The 3,654-nt window shown below is 41.0% G+C and carries 3 protein-coding genes and 1 pseudogene; 3 read left to right on the plus strand and 1 reads right to left on the minus strand.

Going from position 1 to position 3,654, the window contains the following annotated elements; all coding sequences use genetic code 11:
* Positions 1-155 precede the first annotated feature (155 nt).
* Positions 156-695, minus strand: coding sequence for an RNA methyltransferase (locus VJ937_RS13240; RefSeq protein WP_324067831.1), 540 nt, complete (start codon positions 693-695; stop codon positions 156-158).
* Positions 696-868: 173 nt separating this feature from the next.
* On the opposite strand from VJ937_RS13240, the gene sucC reads away from it, so the two are divergent.
* The 3 genes and pseudogenes from sucC to VJ937_RS13255 form a co-directional block, all read left to right on the plus strand.
* Positions 869-2,056 (plus strand): ADP-forming succinate--CoA ligase subunit beta, encoded by a 1,188-nt coding sequence (gene sucC / locus VJ937_RS13245; protein ID WP_324067832.1) that lies wholly within the window; start codon positions 869-871, stop codon positions 2,054-2,056.
* Positions 2,057-2,535: 479 nt separating this feature from the next.
* Positions 2,536-3,399, plus strand: a pseudogene (gene lipA / locus VJ937_RS13250) (lipoyl synthase); the annotation flags it as partial.
* A gap of 8 nt (positions 3,400-3,407) precedes the next feature.
* On the plus strand, positions 3,408-3,654 hold a 247-nt coding region (locus tag VJ937_RS13255), incomplete at its 3' end, for a lipoyl protein ligase domain-containing protein (protein WP_414706415.1).

Genomic DNA, 3,654 nt, shown 5'->3' on the forward strand with positions numbered 1-3,654 from the left:
ATTACCTGTCCCGATACCAATTGGGATGGAACCTCCTATTACCTGTTTTACAGTTTTTTAACTGTAATACTCCAAATAAACATGTTCGTGTGTGTTTAAATGGTTAAACATGGAGGTTTCATCAGATGAGTAAAACTGACAAAAAAGGGTAGCTTTTAGCTCAAAATATTTCGAAACTGCTTGAAAACTTCCCAAATAACAATACCTCCAGAAACAGAAACGTTGAGTGAATGTTTCGTTCCATATTGTGGAATTTCAATGGCTATGTCGCACTGATCTAATACAGATTGCTGCACTCCTTTTACTTCATTGCCAAAAACCAGTGCGATAGGCTGATTGTTTTCGTTCTTATAATCTTCAAGCATTACCGGATTATCAACCTGTTCAATGCCTGCCATAGTAAAACCTTTTTGCTTCAAACTTTCCACCACATCCTGTGTACTTTCATGGTAACTCCATTCAACTGATTCAGTGGCTCCAAGAGCTGTTTTTCTAATCTCATTGCTGGGCGGCTGTGCTGTAATTCCACAAAGGTAAATGTGTGCTACCCTAAAAGCATCTGACGTGCGAAAAAAAGACCCCACATTGTGGGCACTTCTGATATTATCCAGCACCAAAACAACCGGAATTTTATCAGCCTGTCTGAAAGCATCCGCATCAATTCGCTCTATTTCAAATATTTTAAGTTTTCGCATGGTGACAATTTTTACAAAAATAGCATGGATACTGAAAATTTTTAAACTATTCTCTACTTTTTATTGTTTGCCAAATGAGTTGGTTAATTGGGGTCTTTTATTCTTTATCCCATTTGTAAATATGAAAAAAAATAAATACGTTTACGCTATCAATCATTAAAATATCTACATCCATGAATATTCATGAATACCAGGCTAAAACAATTTTAAAGTCATTCAACGTACCAGTGCCAGCAGGCATAGTTGCAGATACACCAGAAAAGGCTGTTGAAGCTGCCCGTCAGGTTGCAGAAGAAACAGGTTGTGATACCTGGGCCGTAAAAGCTCAAATTCACGCCGGCGGACGAGGTAAAGGAGGCGGTGTAAAAATTGCAAAATCGCTGGACGATGTAAAAACCTTTGCAAAGGAAATTATCGGCATGCAGCTGGTGACACATCAAACAGGTCCTGAAGGGAAAAAAGTACATCGTGTGCTAATTGAGCAAGGTATTTATTATCCGGGACCATCGGAAATTGAAGAATTCTATGTGAGTGTGTTGCTAAACCGCGACACCGGACGCAATATAGTGATGTACAGCACCGAAGGCGGCATGGACATTGAAACAGTAGCCGAAAAGACACCGGAGCTAATTTTTAAAGAAGAAGTTGATCCTGCAACAGGGCTCATGCCTTTCCAGGCGCGCAAAATTGCCTTTAACCTTGGTTTGAGCGGACAGGCATTTAAATCCATGGTGAAATTTGCCATGGCACTTTACAAAGCTTATGAAGGAAGCGATTCATCGCTATTTGAGATCAATCCTGTGATGAAAACTTCCGACGACAAAATTATGGCTGCCGATGCCAAAGTAAACCTCGACGACAATGCACTGTTCCGTCATCAGGATTATGCCGAAATGCGCGACCTTACAGAAGAAGATCCCGCTGAAGTGGAGGCCGGAAAGCACGGACTGAACTTTGTAAAACTGGACGGAAATGTGGGCTGTATGGTGAACGGAGCCGGTTTGGCCATGGCTACAATGGATATTATTAAACTCAGCGGAGGCGATCCTGCCAACTTCCTCGATGTGGGTGGTACAGCCAATGCCAAAACAGTAGAAGCAGGTTTCCGCATCATTTTGAAAGACCCGAACGTAAAAGCCATCCTTATCAACATTTTTGGTGGCATTGTGCGCTGCGACAGAGTTGCACAGGGCGTTGTAGATGCCTACAAAAGTATCGGAGACATAAACGTACCCGTTATCGTGAGGCTCCAGGGCACAAATGCCCAGGAAGGGAAAGAATTAATTGACAATTCGGGACTCAAGGTCTTCTCAGCCATCACATTACAAGAAGCGGCCGATCAGGTAAAAACAAACATATAGCAAAAAAGCTTCTCATTTAAATTTAGTGAGTGTTTCGTTTTGTGCGAGACCCTCACTTTTTTGCAAAACCTGATGGATTTTTGTTTCTCGCAACGAACGCAGCGAGAAAAGCACGCCACGAGCGCCACGGGTTATAACGTTGCGATCGTTGCGTATTTGTGGCGAGCGTTGCGTGAAATAAAATTCCAGCCGATATATTAAATAACTAAAGTTTCGCATTTGACAATACCCTGATTAGCAATATTATATGTGGTGCGATTTTATTTTACCCCTGTGCCCGTTCGCCGATAATTCTTTTGATCATACCATTTAACGATACATCGCGGCGAAATTCCATTTCGAACATTCCCTTCCCTTGTTGGCACGCCTTTTTAAAAAACCTTTTTTTCTAATGTAAAAACGTCATAGTTTTTGTAATGTAATTTTGAAAAGCATAATGGTTCTCATTTTTATGCTTATTTTCGCATTCTCAAACGACTAAAAACAGCACCATGCAATACCAACGTAAACCTGATTGGCTCAAAATACAGCTTCCTAAAAGCGACAGTTACAAAAAAATAAACCAACTGCTCAAAGAGAATAACCTCCATACCATTTGCACAAGTGGTAAATGCCCGAATATGGGAGAATGCTGGAACAACGGCACGGCCACATTTATGATTCTCGGCGATACCTGCACCAGGGGTTGCCGGTTTTGCAACGTAAATACCAGTAAAAACCCTGCGCCGCCAGATGAAAACGAGCCTGTAAAACTGGCTCGTACTATTGCTAAACTTGGCTTAAAACATGCCGTGCTCACCTCGGTCGATCGCGATGACCTGCCACAAAAAGGAGCACATCATTGGCAGCGCACCATAAAAGAAATAAAATATAAAAATCCAAACCTTACTATTGAGGCGCTTATTCCAGATTTTGATGCCAATCCACGTTTGCTTGATATGGTTATTGATGCTGAGCCTGATATCATTTCCCACAACCTTGAAACAGTGAGGCGGTTAACACCGAAAATTCGTTCAAAAGCAGAATATACAACATCGCTGCGTGTTTTAAAATATTTGGCACAAAACGATGTGCAAACTAAAAGCGGTATTATGGTCGGTTTAGGAGAAACCCTGGACGATATACTGGAGGTAATGGACGATTTAATCAAAGTGGGTTGTGAAATATTTACAATTGGCCAGTATCTGCAGCCATCGCCAAAAAATATTCCGGTGCAGCGTTATGTAGAACCCTCAGAATTTGAAAAATACAAAGCAATTGGAATAGAAAAAGGATTTACTGTGGTAGAGAGTGGACCACTTGTACGATCATCATATCATGCAGAACAACACTTATCAAAATAAAACCAGCTATGAAGCATAAAATTAATTTCGAAGATTGGCAGCAGCTTGATTATGGTAAGGCCTGGAAAAAGCAGGAAACCATTTTCAATAAGCAAATAGCACGTAAACAAAACAACGAAACTACCGAAAACACACTGATTTTTGTAGAGCATCCACACGTATACACCCTTGGCAAAAATGGCGACCGTTCGAACATGTTGATTTCTGACGAAATGCTGGAAAAAATTAATGCTACTTACTATCATATCGACCGTG

It is taken from the genome of Salinivirga sp., from assembly GCF_035268865.1.
Taxonomy (GTDB): domain Bacteria; phylum Bacteroidota; class Bacteroidia; order Bacteroidales; family Salinivirgaceae; genus Salinivirga.

Excerpts from the sequence above, each read along its gene's own strand:
- VJ937_RS13240 (WP_324067831.1), bottom strand. The coding sequence starts at position 695 with ATGCGAAAACTTAAAATATTTGAAATAGAGCGAATTGATGCGGATGCT.
- sucC (WP_324067832.1), top strand. The coding sequence starts at position 869 with ATGAATATTCATGAATACCAGGCTAAAACAATTTTAAAGTCATTCAAC.